Below are 19,001 nucleotides of genomic sequence, written 5' to 3' on the forward strand. Positions count from 1 at the left end.
TTTTTGTTTTATTACAAAAAATATGTAATATATTTGTCACAATGAAAAAGCTTTTTGAGCTTAAGGACTAAATTGCAAAACAATAATTGTCATTTTTTCCAGCCTAATGTAACGAAATGAGAAACTAATACGTTATGATTGATATAGTATGGTCCAACTTTTTAATTAAATCGTATACGTGAGTCAAAAAATAAGCGCTTTAATTATTACATACAACGAAGAGGATAATATTAGCGAAGTTCTTAAAAGTTTAGAATTTGCCGACGAAATCATTTTAGTGGATTCGTTCAGTACCGATCGTACCCTGGAACTTGCCCGATTGCATCCTAAAGTAAAAATCTATCAAAATAAGTTCGAAGATTTTACCAAACAGCGGAATTTGGCATTGACATACGCCAGTAACGACTGGGTACTATTTTTGGATGCGGATGAACGCCTGACTAAGGCATGCCAGACTGAAATAGTGGAGACCATCAATGATCCACAAGCGAAAGACGCATATTATATGTATCGCTTATTTTTCTTTTGCGGTGAGCGGATCAATTTTTCTGGAACACAAAACGACAAGAATTTCCGTCTCTTCAAAAAAAGTAAGGCTACATACGACAGCAAGAAGAAGGTCCACGAGACATTGATAGTCAACGGTACGATTGGTAGTTTAAAAAATAAAATATGGCATTATTCTTTTGCTGATTATGCATCTTACAAAGAGAAAATGGTTCATTATGGAACGCTTAAAGGCAAGGAGCTCTATGCGAAGAACAAACGTTATTCGCTATTGAGTCACCTGGCAAAAGTGTCCTTTAAATTTTTTAAGGCATACTTTTTGAAACTAGGTATTCTTGACGGAAGACGAGGATATCAACTTTGCTACTTACAAAGTCTCAGCGTACATGAAACTTTTATGTCGTTGAAAAGAGAAGAAAAAAAATGAAGATTTGTATTATAAGCTTTGATTACTGGAATTACGACCACCATATTGTAAAGAAGTTACAAGAAAAGGGTATTGATGCCTCTCATATTAATATGGGATCCTATCGGTACAAAAGTTTCGGTGAACGGTTCCGCAATGCCCTGAGCAAAATCTTCCTAAACAAAAATATCAAGCATATCAAACGCCAACAATATGTGCTTGATTCGCTGGCTAAGCTCGGCCCTCAGGACAAGATCCTTGTACTCAATCCCCATAATTTGGACTATGAGACCATTAAGCAAATCAAATCTTATACTCCATATCTGATTTCCTATCTATACGACAATCTAGAGCGTTTTCCTGTAGAAGACAAATTGGATCTGTTTGATAAGATCTATTCATTTGAAGATAAGGATGTAAAAAAATATGGTTTTGAGAAGATCACCAATTATAACTATCTTTCTGATCAGCCTCTTCAATGCGATACGATTGAAAACGACTTATTCTATATAACATCTTATGACAAAAGGCGCATTAAATTGCTCCGTAAATTAGCCTCTCATCTCTCTACAATGAAAATAAAAAGCAAAATTATCGTCGTGGGGAAACAGGTATGGAAAGAGAAATTACGCAATTTTATACTCAAACCCTCTGGCTATAAATTGATTGAATTTAAAGATAAGCCGTTAGATGGAAACATTGTTCTAGAGGAATATAAAAAATCCAAAGTTATTATTGATTTAATGCGTGATGGGCAGGAAGGCCTAAGCTTCCGCATTTTTGAAGCAATGGCTTTTGAGAAAAAGATTATTACTGATAATGTATCGATACAAACATATGACTTCTATAATTCAACGAATTATTTGATAGTTAACTATGATCTTTCTAATATCGAAGATCAATTTTTTACTCTTTCATATCAAAAGATTTCCAAAAACCTATATCAAAAATACTCGCTTAATCATTGGGTGAACCACGTTTTCGGGATTTCTTCAACAACAGATGATTTTTCAAAAATTGTCTATCCTCCATTGAATATCTCCAACTAATAAAGCTAGATCAATTTTCTAAAATTCGATAAATCCAGTTGTCAAAGTTATACTTGTTCAATATCTCGGTATTAATTGGACTGTATGGTATATTTAGAAATTCGCTTAAAGTACGCTCTTCATGATTTAGGACATAGATATTATGTGGATGATAGAAGTCATAGTTCATTACTTCCTTATTATTGGTAATTAATTTTCGACCATAACCAATTGCTTCAAAAACTCGAAAAGACAACCCATTATGAGCATCCACCAAAAAATCTACAAATATTTCGTTTTGTAAAGCTAAATTTATGTTTTCCTGATATGTAAGCGGATTATTAATAAAGTTGATCCCATCTATATGATATTCCTTAGTCATATCTTTCTCACCCGTATATAAATAGAAATTGGGAGCACCGTTGTTTTGAATTATAAGTTGGATCGTATCGGAAATTTGCTGCCATCTTACTTTCATAAAAGTTCCCACGAAAAAGAACGTAGACGGCTTGGGTTTTATTTCAATATTATCTAAATGCCCAAAATAGAAATTAGTAGTCGCTATAAATCTTTCGTCTTCCTGCTCTGCATCTTTACTATCGAAAACAAAAAAACGATCAAACTTGTATACAAGTTTCTTTACAGCTGGGTAACGGTTAACACCATCCCATTGATAAGCGATCATCTTATTTGTTTTCATCTTAATTTGATCAATCACTTCCTCAGGATATATATCAGCGCGAATCAATAAACAATAATCTACTTTATCTTCTATCGCTTGTAAACGCTTTACAACCTCAACTCCTAATGCCTTAAACTTCAATTTATTCTTATATCCTTTATTATTTAAGATAGTCTTATGATATAAATTCACCAGCCTATCACAGATATTTCGATATTTAAAAACATCATCATCATAGCTAATATCAATAACCTCAAAACCAAGCTGTTCTAAGCGATTCACCAAAACTTCATATATACTGAACGTTCTTGGCATGCCAAGAATAATACTTTTTTTTCGATTAGTTTTCATACTTACCTCACTTGATTGATCCCAAAACTACCGCTTGATTTAAATAAAATAAAATAAAATTCTAAATTTGTTATTGATATTGACGATTTGTCTTTGATATTGTCGCGTTTATTTATCCATATCCGTTATCAAACAAAAAGAATGCAAGAGCGAGTGACGATAGTCTTTGGTGCCCCTGAGGATTTTGGTTTTTCAGATTCAATCAAAAATGAGCTTACCGCTATAGGATATGATGTGATAGATCTTTCTAAAATAAACAATGACTTTAAATATCCTAATTTTTCAACGAGGATCAATAATTTCTTTCGAAAGACAATTCTAAAGGATAAAAAATACAAATCAAAAGTTCGTTCTGAAGTCATCACAAAAAATTTAATTAAGGAATTGAACAAATATGATAAAATTCGTTATGCATTATTCATTCGACCAGATCTATTCCCCTTAGATTTCTTTAAAAGGATAAAAAATAAAATTGATACCATAGTTGCTTACCAATGGGATGGAATGGATCGTTATGTTAATGTCACGGATTATATACCATATTTCAACCATTTTTATGCATTTGATCCCAAAGATCTCGAAGCAAATACAAATATTACAGGCTGTACTAATTTTTACTTTTCAAGTAAAATACTTCAATTAGAATCGATGCAGGGTAAAACAAAAGCTTTTAGTATCAATTCCTATCAAAAAGATAAAATTACAGCGTTGATTGAGATAAAAAAGACATTGGAAGATGTATCTTTCCCTATCAATTTTATTATTTATTCAAAGAATAGTAGAGAAATAAAAGAAGCGAATAAATTAGGCTTCGAAACAAGCTCTCGCATGACGACCTATCAAGAAAATTTAAACCATGTTTTGAACTCTTCCTTATTAATAGATGTCCAAATACAAAGTCAATCTGGTCTGTCATTTAGAATTTTCGAATCTATAGGTTATGATAAAAAACTAATTACGACCAATAAAGAGGTTGCAAATTATGAATTTTATGATCCTAATAACATGCTAATTTGGGACAATCAGTCAACACAGGAATTTTTGAATTTTTATAATGCACCATATCGCCCTTTATCACAGGAAATCAAAGAAAAATACGCACTAGATAACTGGATAAAGTTTGTTTTAAAATTAGGCAACTTTTGCCCAATTACATTACCGAAAATCCTGTAACACGGCAGCCTACTCATCTGTTATCAATAAAAACTACCCCCCTTTCTTACGTCCTTTAAGATAATAAAACAGCTTTCTGTACCAGACATTGTAGTACTTCTTCCTTATTCTATCCTCAGAATGTACTCTATCAAACAGCCTCTCTATTCCATAATTATTGTTCTTGTATAAAGTATAGTGCTTATTATAAATATACAACCAAGACTCATCTGAAATATTTTGTTTCCGATTTTCATCGGTCATTGAATCTTTCGTATGTCTTTTTCGATAATAAAACAAGGGCTTGTTGATTTTGTAGACGTTATCAAATTGTGCCGTCATTCGGATCCACATCTCCCAATCTTCGGCAAATTTTAGATTTGTATCATATAGGCCGATGGTCTTAAGATTCTCACTTTTCATCATGGCAGTTGCCGTAAAACAATTTGTCCATAATATGGATTCCTTAGAATAATCCCAAGATTCCATAAGGCCTGTCTCTCGTTCAAAAAGTTGAGTTTGAGTGTATACAATATCTAACTGGCTATTATTGTGATACTGTTCTACACAAGAGGCGACATAAGTAGCATCTAATAAATCATCGGCATCAAGAAAAACAAGATACTCACCAGTTACATATTTAAATCCGTAATTTCTTGTCGCGGGCAATCCCTCATTATTTTTTGAAAGGACCTTTATATTGGGATAAGCTTCAGCAAATTCCTTGACAATATTTAACGTATTATCGGTAGAACCGTCATTGACAACAATCACTTCAATATTTTTATATATTTGGTTAATGACAGATTCTAGGGTCTCTATCACTGTCTTTTCAGCGTTATATGCGGGTATAACGATACTCACTAAATCTTTTTGAAACATCGGGATTATAAACTAAATAATATGCGATAAATTCTAGTTATTATCGTTGACAAAGTTAATATTTTTTTACTTCAATCACTTCATAATACGTCTATTTTGACTCATCTTTTCTACCAATCTACCATTTTTTTTGTATTTTGCCCTCGTAACAGGCTTGATCATACTTTATGCAAAAAACCAAAAAATGGCTTCAGACAATTACCTCCATCTTGAAGTATCCATCTATTATAAAGAAAATAAATAAATCGAAAACTTCAGTTTATTGTTTCTTCCCCGTTTATCACATTGGAGGAGCAGAGCGCGTGCATTTAGATATTTTAAATTCCATAAAAGACCAAAATCCAGTTTGTTTTATTACTGAACACTCTACCAGCAACGACTTTAAAAATGAGTTTACAAAACATGCTATGCTTATTGAATTGTTTCGTTGGTCCAAGAAAACAAGCTTCAAAAAACATATTGCAAAAAAAATTGCATTCAAAATAAACAACACACCAAATGCTGTCGTATTTGGATGCAATAGCCATCTTTTTTATTATCTATTGCCATTCTTGTCTCCAAATGTCAAAAAGATAGATCTAATCCATTATTTTATCGGGGATCATTCTTTTGAAGAGATATCCTTGCCTTTAGTTCCTTTATTGGACAACAGGGTCGTTTTAGGACCAAAACATTTAGAACAATTAACATCTTATTATGTCCAAAAGAATGTCGATCGGAAGTATGCGGAAAGAATAAAAATTATTTCAAATCAAGTCGAAATTCCATCAATTCCAGCAGACAAAAATTTCAAAAATGATTTGCGTATACTATTCATTGCAAGGAATGCTCCCGAAAAACGTGTACCTGTGTTTCTAGAGATAGCTCGTAGAAGTGAGGAATTAAATCTCCCCTATAAATTTGCAATGATTGGCGATTTTGAAAATTATCAGCATCAATCGACCAAGAATATACAATTCATCTCCAGAATAGCAGATAAATCGCTATTAAATATTGAGTATGCCAAGAGCCATTTCGTTATGTTAACATCGAGTTTCGAAGGTTTTCCCATGGTCTTATTAGAAGGGATGGCCTTAGGCAATATTCCAATAATAACAAATGTCGGAGAAGTTGCAGGTAAAATCAATGAGACAACTAACACTGGATTTATCATAGAAAATTATTCAGAAGAGGAATCTCTCGTTAGGGACTTTATCGATAAATTGAAGTTTATTGCGAACCATCGCGAATTACTACCCATTATATCTCAAAATTCAATTGAGATCGTAAAAAACGACTTCAATTATGAATTATTTAAAAAGAACTACAGAAATCTGCTATTAGCAAATATTCCCAATGCTCAATAATTTCTTTTAAAATGAATTCACAACACCCTCTGGTAACGGTCTTTATGGCCGCATATAATACGGAGAAGTACATTTCATTAGCAATACAAAGCATTCTGAATCAGACTTATTCAAACTTTGAGCTGCTAATCATCGACGATTGCTCGACAGACAATACTTTGTATGAGATTAAAAAGTTCGAAGACAGCAGAATCAGATTGCTGCAAAATGGGTGTAATCAAGGTGTTGTTATCACCAGAAACAGAGCATTAGCAGAAGCTAATGGAGCATTTATCGCTGTCATGGACAGCGATGATATTGCCGTTCCAGATCGGATTGAATCCTTATTAAACGAATTTAAAGCTCACCCCGAGTATGCCTTAATAGGTGGTCATGCAGACGTCATAGACCCCTACGGAATACCGACGGGGCAACAATTTACGGTAGAAACAGAACCTAGCTTACTCCGGTATCGTCTACTTTTGGGAAACAATTTCACTCATTCTTCGATCATGATGAGAACTGAAGTATTTAGAGAGTTTAATGGATATCGCACTCCTCTTGCTGAGGATTACGATTTATTTTTGCGGATTTCAACAAAATATCCTGTCGGCAACCTTGACAAAGTCCTAATTTTTTACCGTGATCATGCTTCAGGAATATCAAAGAAATATGCACAGGATCTCTACAATCAAGTCTTACCTATAAAAGAAAATATTCTACGCAGTCTCCGCCTGCCTGCTGACATCAGTTACCAAAAAATGATCACTCATCCCATCAATTGGGACGAAATCAATATCGCCGCATACAAGAAACTCCATGCTGACCTGCTCGATCGAATCTATGCGCCTCCTCATTCATCGTCAACCCATGCTAAACGGTTTATTTTCCAACGATGGTATGAAGTAATCATGAACAACGGAGGAAAAATGACAATTTTCTATTTCTTCAACAGGCCATTTTTTGGCTGGCGGTATTTCACAGCAAAACAATTCCGAAGAGCGTTAAAAAATTCTGTTAAAAATTTATTTAAATAAAATGAAAATAGTAAAATTCTTAGGTGGATTAGGCAATCAACTATTTCAATACGCTTTCTTATTAGCACTGCACCAAAAGTTTAAAACAGTAAAAGCTGATCTTAGTGACTTCAAAAGTTATCAATTACATAATGGGTTCGAATTAAATACTATTTTCAATATAAATCTCCCCCAAATCAACTCCTTTGAACACAAGCTCTATTTAAGAAATAATAACAAATGGATCTGGAGAAAATTGAGGCAGATCTATAACACAACAAATGCATACATTGAAGAATCACCGGAGTTTGCCTATTCTCAAAAGATCTTTGAAGATCATGAAAATCGTTACTACTGGGGGTATTGGCAGCACATACATTACCTTAACAGAGTAGAAGATCTCCTTCGGCAAACCCTTCAATTCCCGCCATTTGAAAATAGCGAGAATATCCGTATTCAAAATTTAATTCACAAGGAAAACGCAGTCTCATTGCATGTCCGTAGAGGAGATTATCTACTAGAACCTCTTTTTAAAGATATTTGTACGGAAGACTACTATAGAAAAAGTATAGAATACATTGAGGAAACACAGGATTCACCTGTATTTGTCATATTCTCCAACGACATTCTTTGGTGTAAATCTCAATTTAAAGATATAAATGCAATTTTCGTCGATCACAATATTGGCCTCAATAGTTTTCGGGATCTACAGCTTATGTCTTTGTGTAAACATCACATTATTGCCAATAGCAGCTTTAGTTGGTGGGGAGCTTGGTTAAATGGTAATCCAGACAAAGTTGTCGTTTCTCCTAAAAAATGGATCAACAACACTTCAATAGATACTTCTGGATTGATTTTATCTGAATTCATTACCTTTTGATGTAAAAGTACTCTCTTTCTCTTCCGTACATTTTAATTAAGCAGATACAGCCTTGATAAGAAAACTTTAAGAAAACTTATTCATTACCTCAACCACTCGACTAATATCCGCTTCCGTGTGGCCATAGGAAATCGGAAGGCTAAGTATTGTTCGGTGAATTTCTTCTGAGATTGGATAGTTTGCGCCGGATAGAATCCCCTGCATCGCTTTTTGTTGGTGTGGAGCTATTGGATAATGAATTTCTGTTCCGATACCGTTGTCTACCAAATACGTTTTTAGTCGATCTCGCTCAGCATGGCGTATAGCAAAAATATGGTAAACATCCTCAAAACCACCTTCTACCACCGGAAGAATAAAATCAGACTTCAGTTCACTTCGGTAAATTGCGGCCAGCATCTGTTTATGTACAGTAATCTTATCCAAATACTTCAATTTTACAGATAAAAAAGCTGCCTGTAACTCATCCAGCCTAGAGTTGTACCCCACCTCATCAAACACATATTTAGCCGAAGAGCCGTAATTCCGTAGTGTACGAATAGATTTATTCAGTTCCTCATCCTTGCAAGTTATGGCACCGGCATCTCCCAATGCACCCAGATTCTTCGTTGGATAAAAGCTAAATGCACCAAAATCACCAAATGAGCCCGCCTTTTTGTCTTTATAACTAGCGCCATGCGCTTGCGCACAATCCTCAATAACCTTTAAACCATATTGATCTGCCAGTTGAAGAATGGGATCCATGTCACACATCTTTCCATAAAGATGGACAACTAAAATAGCTTTGGTCCGTGTTGTAATAGCGGGCTCAATTTTCCTAGGATCAATATTATAAGTATGTATATCGGGCTCTACAAGAACAGGTTTTAACCCAACCTGCATAACAGCGAGTATCGACGCGATATAAGTATTAGCAGGGACAATCACTTCATCTCCCGGTTTAAAGCCAAAATAACGTAATGACAGTACAAGCGCATCCAATCCGGAGGCCACCCCAATGCAGTGCTGTACATCACAATAGCTCGCAAAGGATTGTTCAAATTGCCCCACCTGTTTTCCCAAAATATACCAACCTCCATTCAACACTTCTCGGAATGCCGCGGTATATTCATCCATAAATTCTTTATTGACTTGCTGTAAGCTCTCGTAAGGGATCATGTATAAAATAAGGTTCGTAAATATAATCTGTTGCATCAAAGTATTCAGAAGCAAGTACCATGAGGATAGCGTCTTCTGAAAAATCGAACATCTGGTGCCAATCTTTAGGTTCCAAAATAAGGCATTGATCTGGTGAATTCAATTCGAAAACGCGCTCATTGGTTCCATCCTGATTATAAATAGCACAGCTCCCTTTCAGGCAGATCGCAGCTTGGACCGTTTGATGATGTCGATGTCCGCCGCGGGTGGATCCATCTACCCCATATATGTAAAATATCCGACGCACATCGAAAGGAATAACTTTTTCTATCACCGTTAAATGCCCACGATCATCGGTGAATGTTTTTAGGTCAATCTGATAAGCCATTATCTTAAAAAATAGGATTTGTGATAGTATTCTCTAAATTTGCCGAGTGCATATAATTTAAACATACGGCGCAGTGAAGTTCTGATACGTGGAATTTCATTGATTTCATGCGAAACAATCTTACGCGATAATGCTTTGATCTCCCGGTCAGCACATGTTAACATCTTGATATATGGCTTGTAGAGAAATTCGATGTCATTATCGTTTAATGTATAGTAGTTAGATAGTGTAAAAGAATTCTTCTCTGCATATTTTAAACCATGAAAGTGATAAAATATCACTGGAAACAACTGTTGGCTCGCAAGCTCCCTTCCCCAAACTTGCCCAATCTTATACTCAAAATCATATTGCTGAACATTCCAAGGTGCGACTCCGCCGCCTAAATGTTTCGAAACATATATTCCCGAGAATTTGCCGGTCCACTCATCCAGATATTTTTGATCCCCAAATCGTCCAGGCTCTCTCCGATTATAGCACCACTCGATACAGGCTGCACGCCACCATTCCAACACTGTTATGCCTTCAGGTGAGTTTTTAAAGTAAACAAACTGTACGCAATAAGTTCCTCCCGATTCACTATCTTCATACATCGGACTATACCTATGTGGGGTAATAATCACCGAAGCGCCCTTAGCCTCCTCAATCAACACTCCGGGATCAGCATAAAAAAACAGATCAGCATCTAGATAGGTACAGTTTGACAGATCATAATTACGGATGCTATATAAAATAATAGACGGTGTACAGGTCCAACAATATTCTCCTACTGTACGTGTGGGTTTGACAGCCAATAATTGCTCATCTTCAAAATCCGACAAAGAGATGATGGTAGCATGAGACAGCTCCATACGCTTCAGAATGTTATAACATTCATCATCAAATGCAAAAATATAAAGATGAAAGTTCCTTGCGCACTTTTCAAGCGACCGATACAAGGCCAGTCCGCGTGAAAGGTACAATGAATTAAATAAGGTGCAATAATTATACATATATTATATACTTTTTCAAAACTTCGTTTACGATTATTTGTATTCATATGCAAGACCTGCTGTCTCCCTGCCACAAACACAATGAAATGGAGAACAAAAACGTTAATAGTATAGAATCAAAAATTTTAATCATGAACAACAGTAAAAAACTTTATATCATCCGACATGCTAAAGCCGAAACCATTCCCGGGGTCAATGACTTTGATCGTGCATTGACTTCCGAGGGCATACAACACGCAAAACAGGTCGCAGAGAAACTTGCAGCCAAACTAACACTTGATGAAAACAGCATTGTGATCAGTTCGCCCGCTAATAGAGCCTTACAAACCGCCCGTGTTTTTTTGGACGTTATGGGTGCTTCATCATTTGATATTCAGATGGAAGAGTCTATTTATGAGTGCACCTACAAGCACTTGCTTTCAGTCATCAACACCATTCCCGATCATATTGATCATGTCTTACTTTTTGGGCACAACCCGACATTGACTGACCTGGTGGAATACCTAACCAGAAAGTCAGCTTATCTCCGCACCTCATCATTTGCAGAGGTTAAGATCGATGCCGGCTTTACCTTTCAAATGCTTAGCGGCAACTGTGCCGATCTTGTACAGATTGTTGATTAAAATATAGATTAAAGAACGATAGGTCCTGGAACATATCTCCTGAATAGTCCAATCTTGTAATAGTGACAACTGATGGCAAAAAAAGTCCTAGTCAATCTGGTCAATTTTTAAAAAAAATTAAAAATATGATTCCAGCAATTTGACATATAGAAAAAGCCTTATGCAATTTCGACTTGCATAAGGCTTTTAATTCACTTTTTATCTGCTACAACGTTTATTTACTATCCCTGATATTTTTCATTGAAACCGTTTTTTCTACACCATCCATCACATAGAAATAACCCAGCGCATTGCCCGAAATATTTCCCTGTACATTTGCCGGAACGGCAGACAGCAGCCCTTTCCATTTTGTCTCTTGGAATAAATTGTAAAGAAACTTAGCATATCGGGGAGAAATAGCAAATTTTGCAATGAATAAGCTATCCTTTTTGCTCATTTCATAGCTATAAGTTGACGTCAGCAAGGTATTTAACACATTCGGCGCTCCGAACTTAAAACTGTAACTGAAGGGCGCTTTAAATACCGTAATACTTTCATTCGAAAGTTCCCTTTTTGGCAAAATCAACCATTTATTTGAGTTTCGCATGCCAAATAAATAAGTGGAGACCTTTACATGCCAATTTTGACGAGCATCCGATTTCTCCACAGGAATAAAAGATTTTTCTACTGGCACGATGGGAATAAGCTGATCTTGCGCCTCATATATCTTGCCATTTGACTCAATTTTTAACTGAAACAGGTTGTTGACTGTATCTTTCAGATTAAATAACCTGCCTCTATAAAGGCCATCTCCAAGATCCTCAAATAGTATACTATTGGGACCATTAGTTACTGTCACTGCAGCGCCACTTATTCCCTCAGTCTTACTTCCGGACGAAGATATATTAAGTCGCTTCAGCTCTATATATTGATCTTGATAGAGCGTATTAATTCCGCCTTCAACAATCATATCATAGGATTGATCCCTGTCAACTACAGATTTTTCGCAGGACAGGAGAACAGAAAAGAAAAGAAACAAAATAATTATTTTCATGACTCTTAAAATCTAATTGCATAATTTATAGCCGGAACAATTCCAGAAAAGGAAGTCTGCTGAACAACCGGATTGCCACTATCATCTTCGGAAAAGCTATAATAAAGTGGATTGCGCCGGTCTAGCACATTGTAGAGACCGATGTTCAGCGTGTTCCGTCGCCCCGTTTCTCTTTGTTTTTTTGTTTCTAGATCTATTGAACAGCTGATATCTAAACGGCTGAACAAGGGCATTCGATGCGAATTTCTATTAGAATAAATCGGAACGACTATTCCTTCATATTCGGTAAAACCCATAGGATACGTCAAGGGACGCCCGGACTGCACCGTATAAAATGCATTTAAATGCATAAAACGATTGATACTATAGGATAAGTTACTTTTTAAAACATGCGGAATATCAGCATTTGCAACATATTCCTGACCTTTATTAATTCCAGCAATTGTACGAAAAGAACGAGACCAGCTATAAAAAAATGTACCATCAAAGCTTCCAATTCTTTTATTCAGTGAGAATTCCACACCATACATACGGCCATTCCCTTGCTTGACCTGCGTTTCGATAAAAGGATTTAAGATAAGCTGTGCATGATCAATCAGCTCAACTTGATTTTTCATCTTTTTCCAATATCCTTCTATGCTAATAGATCCTTTATAGATCATTTTATGTATCCGAAAAGAGAATGCATCCGCGTATTGCGGTTTGATATTCTGTCCTGCAGGTATCCAAGCTTCCAACGAGGAAAATGCCAACTCGTCATTTTGTAGAAGTTGGAGGTATTGATACAGTCTATTGTAAGACAATCTCACACTATATCCTGAACCAAATCTATACATCATTGTAATACGAGGTTCCAGCCCATAATAGGCTTTCCTTTTATCGGCCTCTTCAGCCAACATTTTATACTGATTGTTATTCAGTAAGTAATACCTTCCAAAAGAAGTACTGGAAAATGCATTCACGCGAGTACCCAATACGACTCGGAAGGCGGAATCTATTTTCCAGTTAAACGAGGCGTATCCGGTATATTCATACGCTTGTGCTCTAAAAATATTATCCTCATTGTTGACATCCACGGGAGCAATCTCACCTGGTTTAAAGCGATGAAGGGTAGCCTGAGCTCCAAAATCCAGTGTTCGCTCTAATCCCATAAAATAGGTAAAATCTGCTTTTAAACTTTTATCCCTGATTTGCGTCAGCCAGGTTCTATTATCAGAAGATTCTGGCTTGCTGACATCCAGTTTATTACGATAATTACTAAGAATTGCAGAGATATTCATAAACAAACGTGGACTATGTACATAATTCCACCGTAACGTTGAAGTCCAATTACCCCAACGATTTGTATTTTTATTTAGTGCAACCACCTCGTCCTGTCCGACATACCCTGAAAGATAGATCTTATTCCGTTCTGAGAAAGCATAGTTCAATTTGACATTGTAATCACTATAGGTTCCCTTGACATTAAATAACCGATACTCCGTATTTAGTAGATTTGAAATGCTGGAGCGTGCTGTAACCAAAAAAGATCCTTTACCTCTTTTGATAAATGGTCCCTCTGCCCCTAAACGAGCAACCAAAAGGCTTGTTCCACCAAAAAAATGCGTCGCTATATTATCGCCATCTCTTGTGTTCATTTCCATAATGGACGCTAGTCTGCCACCATAATTAGCAGGTATCCCATCCTTATAAATCTGCGTGTGTTTTAAAATATCCGAATTGAATACAGACGTCAGGCCAAATAAATGTGAGGGATTGTAAACAACAGCTTCATCAAGCAGAATAAGGTTCTGATCTTTTCCACTACCACGTACAAAAAGATTACTTCCTCCTTCAGTGAGTCCATTAATACCGTTTTGCATCTGCAAAACTTTTATAATATCTGCTTCACCCTTATAAAATGAATTATTCCGGAAGCGGGCCCAGTTTATTTTCTCATTGAGACGCTGTTGCTCTCTATCAGCAACAATAGAATCACTATCAATAACAACCTCTTTCAGGTTCATATCCATAGGTGATAGCTTAATGACAAGGTAACCATTTTCCATTTCAGGTGTAAAGCGCATATTTTTTGTGCGATAGCCAAGGTAACTAACCACACAGTCATAATTGTTTTTAGGAAGCGTTAATGAATAGAAACCGTAGTTGTTACTAAAACCGGTTCTATTTTTTCCAGCAATTACCAAATTGGCGCCAATCAGACTCTCTCCGCTCAAACTGTCAACAACTCGCCCTTTGATGGTGAAAGTTTTATCCTCAGGATAAAAAATCAATGCCCTGTTGATCACTGTAAAACCAATTTTCGAGTCCTTCAGCAGATACGCAAGAAGATCCTCCAGGCTGGATTTGTTGAAGTTCCTACCATAAACAATATTTCTGTTAAAGATCTGCTCATCGTAGGACATAGAAATCCCGTAATTTTTATTGATTTCTGTCAAAATCTGAATGATCTCTTTATTTTTTGTATCGATGGAAACTTGCAAATCCGAGAGATTGCTTTGGCCAGATGATTTTGAATAAGTGAAAATAATCAGCCAGCACAACAAGAGAAAACGAGACAGAACAATACCCTTCATAGCAATACTCCCCAGTCTCTATTCGTAGATACTGTATCCTTTTTTACTCGCTTTCCATTTCACATTTAAAGTCTTGGAAAGAATCTGCACAATTTCATTCAGTGATTGGCCATCGAAATACATGCTTAGCTTCCGTGCTTTCAAATTGTCACCAACCACAACAATATGAGATTGAAAACGCTTTTCAAGATCCGAACAGATACTGTCCAGGCGTTCGTTGGAGTAACTGAGTTTCTGTGCTACCTTATTGTCATTTTCTAAATCATCGACGGTAACTTTTGATAGTACAGCGGTCTCTTTTTTAAAGAAGCCCTTCTCGTTCTTTTGCAGGATAAGTTCTTTTGCTGCAGCTCCTTTTCCACTACTCAAAGCCACGGCACCTTCTTTCACCAGCACCTCTACATCCCCTGCGAGTAAATTAATTTCAAAGGATGTGCCGATATCACGCACGTAATTATGGGCAAGTTCGACCACGAAAGGAGAGGTTCGGCCATGCCTTACGTCAAAAAATGCCTTTCCTTTTTTTAATTCAACAATACGTTGCTGATTAAATGTGCGTGTATTGAATTTTGCTTCCGCACCTGCATACAGCACCATGATGGAGCTATCGGGCAATAATATATGCTCCTGTTCGGCTGTTCCATATAATTGGCTCTCATACCCCATCCAACGGTCAAAGTTCAGGTAGCATGCAAATCCAATCATCAGCAACACTGCCGCAGCTACGAGTTTCATCCAAGGTTTCAAGATTGTTTTCATAGGTGTAGGCAACGTTACTTCATCAGTTGCCTGTACCCGATCCAACCCTTGTTTAAATCTATCCCACTGGCTATTGGTATCCACATTTTTATAATGCTCCAGCACAATAAGGTCATCGGATAGCGTTCTGACTTCATCATATCGTTTCGGATTTTCCACATCCTCAGAAAGCCAACGTTCAAGCAACAGCCTTTCCTCAGCGGAAATAACCCCATCCAAATCTTTCTGGATCAAGCCATAAGGAATAAATCTTGACGTATTGTTTTCTTCCATATCTATATGATAACAAACTGAACAAAAAGTCCTAATGAAAAAAATAAAAAGCCTATTAGGAACAGTACATATGTTTCTCGCTTTGCCAATGCAACCCGAATTTTATCATAGGCAATGGTCAAGTGATTTTTGACGGTTTTAATGGAGATTCCCAATTGATCCGCAATTTCTTGCTGTTTCATCTTATCGTATTTACTCATGAGAACAATTTTCCGACATTGTGGAGGCAACTCTTTTAATATACTTTCGATCATTAACAATTTGGATTCATATAAAGTCGCGTGATCGGTTTGGTCCGCATCGTCTGCCGGGTTCAAATCCTTCAAATAATTCTGGTTGTGATCCTTCAGGCGCTGGTTCTTTTTGAGGTGAGTAAGTGAAAGGTTGATGACACTCCGCGATAGATAGGCCCCCAATGATTGATTAATAGCCAGCTTTCCAGCATTCTCCCATAACATCATAAATACATCATTTGTCAGTTCCTCGGCGATAGCTTCATCTCTCAGGTACCGAAAAGACAATGTATATAATTTACGGAAATAGGCTTTATAAATAGTTTCAAAAGCATCTCTATCTTTATGAACTATCTTTTTGAGCAGGTCAACGTCGTTTGACATAGGACTTTGGTAAAGCTAATAATAATCGTATGTAAAAGTAATCAATTTCATCAAATTAAGCTGTGCTTATGGAGGCGAAAAAATAAAGTTTCCGCCGCTTCAAAATACAATATTGCTTCAGACAAAGTGCTAAATAACAATAAGATTTCCCTTGCTAATATTCCCTTCTTAAACGAAAAAACAGAAAGCTGCGCTACAACAATTATCTTTCCTCCATTTTCACTACCTTCGTCCTATGGCGAATCAACTGCAGTTTGAAAACTCTCCTTACCTTAAGCAGCATGCGCACAATCCCGTGGATTGGATGCCCTGGGGAGCGGAAGCCCTAAAAAAGGCGAAGGAAGAAAATAAACTTATTATTGTCAGCATAGGCTATTCAGCCTGCCATTGGTGTCACGTCATGGAACGGGAGAGCTTTGAGAACTCGGCTATTGCACAGACCATGAACAAGTTTTTCGTGTCTATCAAAATCGACCGCGAGGAACGCCCTGATATCGACCAAGTATACATGCTCGCTGTCCAACTGATGACCAATGCCGGTGGATGGCCGTTGAATTGCATCTGCCTGCCCGATGGTCGTCCAATTTATGGCGGCACTTATTTCAAACCCCATGACTGGCAGAATATCCTGTTACAGATTGCACAAATGTGGGAAGAAAAGCCTGAGGTCGCTTTGGATTATGCCAATAAATTGGAGAATGGGATCCAACGGGCAGAGAAACTTCCCATCCATCCCATTCCCGAACAATATACGCATAAAGATCTCGAAGCTATCGTTTTACCCTGGAGCAAAACATTCGACCAGAAAGAAGGTGGCTATGAAAGAGCGCCTAAATTTCCGCTGCCCAACAACTGGCTGTTCTTTTTAAAGTATGCAGTTCTTACGAATGATCAAGAAATCCTGAACCATGTCCATTTTACCTTGAAAAAAATCGGTTCCGGAGGAATCTATGACCAGATTGGGGGTGGTTTTGCACGCTATTCAGTAGACCACTACTGGCATATCCCCCACTTTGAAAAAATGCTTTATGACAATGGTCAATTACTTTCTCTTTATGCCGAAGCTTATCAACAGAATAAAGACCCATTTTATAAAAGAATAATCGAAGAGACGATTGCCTGGGCCGAAAGGGAGATGCTTGCCTCCAATCATGGTTTCTACAGCGCATTGGACGCCGATAGTGAAGGTATTGAAGGGAAATACTACTCTTTTTCAAAAGCCGAATTCGATGAAGTATTGGGCAAAGACGCCGAGCTATTTAGTCAATATTTTAATATTACCGAAAAAGGTAACTGGGAAGAAGAACATACGAATGTTCCCATTTGCGCCATTAATGCAGACCAACTTGCCACGAAGGTCAATATGTCAGCTGACGAATGGGCAGATTTTTTAAAAACTTCCAAGCGGAAACTATTTGATTATCGTGAACAACGCGTACGGCCGGGTTTGGATCATAAGCTATTGACCACCTGGAATGCCCTCTTATTGAAAGGGCTAATTGATGCTTACCGCAGTCTAGGAAACAATCATTTTCTGGATCTCGCCCTGAACAATGCACAGTTTATTTGCACGGAACTGATTCAGGATAATAACTCCATATTGCATCAGCCACGAGATGCAAACCGTGCGATATTGGGTTTTTTGGATGATTATGCTTTCACCATAGAAGCCTTTATCACTTTATATGAAGCCACATTTGATCAAAAATGGTTGACCATTGCACGGCAATTGGCTGACAAAGCCATCGGATTATTTTATGATGCGGAGCAGAAAACATTTTACTATACTTCATCAGAAGCCGAAGAGCTGATCGCCCGAAAAAGTGAAATCATGGACAACGTCATTCCCGCCTCCTCCTCCACGATGGTCCGTCAGTTGAAACGTTTGGGTTTACTTTTTGATGATGAGAATTATACCGCCATAGCTGATCAATTGCTGGCGAATGTATTTCCTCAAATCAAAACTTACGGCTCCGCTTATTCAAATTGGGCAATATTATTGCTAGAAGAAATATATGGGATCAATGAAATTGCATTGACAGGCGAGGGAGCATTAGCTTTTCGTGAGGAACTGGATCAACATTATATCCCAAACAAAATTGTACTCGGCGGCACGGAAGAAAGTCTTCCTCTCCTTGAGAATAGAATCGGAAAGGAAACAAAAGCATATCTTTGTAAAAATAAGACGTGCAGTCTTCCACAAGATTCCATAACAGCGTTAATAAATTATATTTAATAAACGGTAGCCTTAGGGCTCCAAAAATCAAAATCAGATGGCTATAAAAGCAAACGACGTCGTAGCATTGACGTACAGACTTCACACAGTAGAAAACGGTGAAAAAGTTTTCGTTGAAGAAACAACTGCAGAACAACCTTTAGA

At 37.0% G+C, this 19,001-nt stretch carries 17 protein-coding genes; 8 read left to right on the top strand and 9 right to left on the bottom strand.

Going from position 1 to position 19,001, the window contains the following annotated elements; translation table 11 throughout:
- The first annotated feature begins 178 nt into the window (after nt 1-178).
- Together B4G94_RS26925 and B4G94_RS26930 are read left to right on the top strand one after the other, a co-directional pair.
- Nucleotides 179-934, top strand: a complete 756-nt coding sequence (locus B4G94_RS26925) for a glycosyltransferase family 2 protein (protein ID WP_286863168.1) — start codon at nt 179-181, stop codon at nt 932-934.
- Nucleotides 931-1,962: a hypothetical protein gene (locus B4G94_RS26930; protein WP_286863169.1), complete on the top strand. Its 1,032-nt coding sequence runs from the start codon at nt 931-933 to the stop codon at nt 1,960-1,962. The genes B4G94_RS26925 and B4G94_RS26930 overlap by 4 nt, the downstream gene beginning before the upstream one ends.
- 10 nt (nt 1,963-1,972) lie before the next feature.
- Here the strand turns inward: B4G94_RS26930 and B4G94_RS26935 are convergent, their stop codons facing one another.
- The gene (locus B4G94_RS26935; RefSeq protein WP_286863170.1) at nt 1,973-2,974 is read right to left on the bottom strand and encodes a hypothetical protein; all 1,002 of its coding nucleotides are present in this window, start codon (nt 2,972-2,974) and stop codon (nt 1,973-1,975) included.
- 141 nt (nt 2,975-3,115) lie between these two features.
- On the opposite strand from B4G94_RS26935, the gene B4G94_RS26940 reads away from it, so the two are divergent.
- Complete coding sequence (locus tag B4G94_RS26940) at nt 3,116-4,147, top strand: hypothetical protein (RefSeq protein WP_165309127.1); 1,032 nt, start codon at nt 3,116-3,118, stop codon at nt 4,145-4,147.
- A 33-nt stretch (nt 4,148-4,180) separates the two neighbouring features.
- On the opposite strand, the gene B4G94_RS26945 is transcribed toward B4G94_RS26940, so the two are convergent.
- Complete coding sequence (locus tag B4G94_RS26945) at nt 4,181-5,008, bottom strand: glycosyltransferase family 2 protein (RefSeq protein ID WP_165309128.1); 828 nt, start codon at nt 5,006-5,008, stop codon at nt 4,181-4,183.
- A 167-nt stretch (nt 5,009-5,175) separates the two neighbouring features.
- Between B4G94_RS26945 and B4G94_RS26950 the strand changes: the two genes are divergently transcribed.
- Genes B4G94_RS26950 through B4G94_RS26960 form a run of 3 tightly spaced genes read left to right on the top strand, consistent with a single transcriptional unit; the run spans nt 5,176 to nt 8,229 of the window.
- On the top strand, nt 5,176-6,354 hold the full coding sequence (locus tag B4G94_RS26950; RefSeq protein WP_165309129.1) for a glycosyltransferase family 4 protein: 1,179 nt from the start codon (nt 5,176-5,178) through the stop codon (nt 6,352-6,354).
- Between the two features lie 11 nt (nt 6,355-6,365).
- A complete protein-coding gene (locus B4G94_RS26955) occupies nt 6,366-7,370 on the top strand; it encodes a glycosyltransferase family 2 protein (RefSeq protein WP_165309130.1) in 1,005 nt (334 codons plus the stop codon).
- Nucleotide 7,371: 1 nt separating this feature from the next.
- A complete protein-coding gene (locus tag B4G94_RS26960; protein WP_165309131.1) occupies nt 7,372-8,229 on the top strand; it encodes an alpha-1,2-fucosyltransferase in 858 nt (285 codons plus the stop codon).
- A gap of 66 nt (nt 8,230-8,295) precedes the next feature.
- On the opposite strand, the gene B4G94_RS26965 is transcribed toward B4G94_RS26960, so the two are convergent.
- The 3 genes from B4G94_RS26965 to B4G94_RS26975 are packed head-to-tail and all read right to left on the bottom strand — an operon-like array spanning nt 8,296 to nt 10,740.
- Entirely contained in the window at nt 8,296-9,342 is a 1,047-nt protein-coding gene (locus tag B4G94_RS26965; RefSeq protein ID WP_241254850.1) for a DegT/DnrJ/EryC1/StrS family aminotransferase, read from the bottom strand.
- Between the two features lie 7 nt (nt 9,343-9,349).
- Nucleotides 9,350-9,751, bottom strand: a complete 402-nt coding sequence (locus B4G94_RS26970; RefSeq protein ID WP_108635040.1) for a sugar 3,4-ketoisomerase — start codon at nt 9,749-9,751, stop codon at nt 9,350-9,352.
- A complete protein-coding gene (locus B4G94_RS26975) occupies nt 9,751-10,740 on the bottom strand; it encodes a glycosyl transferase (protein ID WP_286863171.1) in 990 nt (329 codons plus the stop codon). Before B4G94_RS26975 ends, B4G94_RS26970 begins: the two co-directional genes overlap by 1 nt.
- A gap of 131 nt (nt 10,741-10,871) precedes the next feature.
- Here B4G94_RS26975 and B4G94_RS26980 point away from each other — a divergent pair, with 131 nt between their 5' ends.
- Complete coding sequence (locus B4G94_RS26980; RefSeq protein WP_165309133.1) at nt 10,872-11,363, top strand: SixA phosphatase family protein; 492 nt, start codon at nt 10,872-10,874, stop codon at nt 11,361-11,363.
- A gap of 214 nt (nt 11,364-11,577) precedes the next feature.
- On the opposite strand, the gene B4G94_RS26985 is transcribed toward B4G94_RS26980, so the two are convergent.
- Genes B4G94_RS26985 through B4G94_RS27000 form a run of 4 tightly spaced genes read right to left on the bottom strand, consistent with a single transcriptional unit; the run spans nt 11,578 to nt 16,621 of the window.
- Nucleotides 11,578-12,396: a hypothetical protein gene (locus B4G94_RS26985; protein WP_286863172.1), complete on the bottom strand. Its 819-nt coding sequence runs from the start codon at nt 12,394-12,396 to the stop codon at nt 11,578-11,580.
- Nucleotides 12,397-12,401: 5 nt separating this feature from the next.
- Nucleotides 12,402-14,972 carry a TonB-dependent receptor gene (locus tag B4G94_RS26990; protein WP_286863173.1) on the bottom strand — a complete coding sequence of 857 codons (2,571 nt, stop codon included), beginning with the start codon at nt 14,970-14,972 and terminating at the stop codon, nt 12,402-12,404.
- 18 nt (nt 14,973-14,990) lie between these two features.
- On the bottom strand, nt 14,991-16,004 hold the full coding sequence (locus tag B4G94_RS26995) for a FecR family protein (RefSeq protein ID WP_286863176.1): 1,014 nt from the start codon (nt 16,002-16,004) through the stop codon (nt 14,991-14,993).
- Between the two features lie 2 nt (nt 16,005-16,006).
- A complete protein-coding gene (locus B4G94_RS27000) occupies nt 16,007-16,621 on the bottom strand; it encodes an RNA polymerase sigma factor (protein ID WP_286863177.1) in 615 nt (204 codons plus the stop codon).
- Between the two features lie 235 nt (nt 16,622-16,856).
- Here B4G94_RS27000 and B4G94_RS27005 point away from each other — a divergent pair, with 235 nt between their 5' ends.
- On the top strand, nt 16,857-18,857 hold the full coding sequence (locus B4G94_RS27005) for a thioredoxin domain-containing protein (RefSeq protein WP_286863178.1): 2,001 nt from the start codon (nt 16,857-16,859) through the stop codon (nt 18,855-18,857).
- The last annotated feature ends 144 nt before the right edge of the window (nt 18,858-19,001 follow it).

It is taken from the genome of Sphingobacterium sp. UBA7625, from assembly GCF_002484085.1.
GTDB lineage: Bacteria > Bacteroidota > Bacteroidia > Sphingobacteriales > Sphingobacteriaceae > Sphingobacterium > Sphingobacterium athyrii.